Source organism: Pseudomonas sp. E45-MNA-CIBAN-0222, from assembly GCF_040310405.1.
Lineage (GTDB): Bacteria > Pseudomonadota > Gammaproteobacteria > Pseudomonadales > Pseudomonadaceae > Stutzerimonas > Stutzerimonas stutzeri_AC.
The window spans coordinates 1-268 of record NZ_JBEOPU010000115.1 but is presented as its reverse complement, the minus strand read 5'-3'; the positions used below and the strand labels follow the sequence as shown (position 1 = coordinate 268).

1 protein-coding gene is annotated in these 268 nt (G+C 39.9%); it reads left to right on the top strand.

The window, feature by feature from the left end; genetic code table 11:
* Positions 1-268: SDR family oxidoreductase (locus tag AAEZ08_RS22980; RefSeq protein ID WP_500125187.1), on the top strand; the 268-nt coding region annotated here is incomplete at both ends.

Genomic DNA, 268 nt, shown 5'->3' with positions numbered 1-268 from the left:
AGCTAAAAGTTGATGAATGGGATCGTATGATCGACATTAATATTAAAGGTGTTCTTTATGGAATAGCAGCTACACTGCCTGTTTTCCAAAAACAAAACTTTGGACACTTTATTAATCTCTCATCTGTTGCAGGGGTAAAAGTATTTAGTCCAGGAGGTACGGTTTATAGCGGTACTAAGTTTGCTGTAAGAGCCATCTCTGAAGGCCTTCGTCATGAAGTTGGGGAAACAATTAGAACGACTACTATCGAGCCTGGTGCAATTGAGTC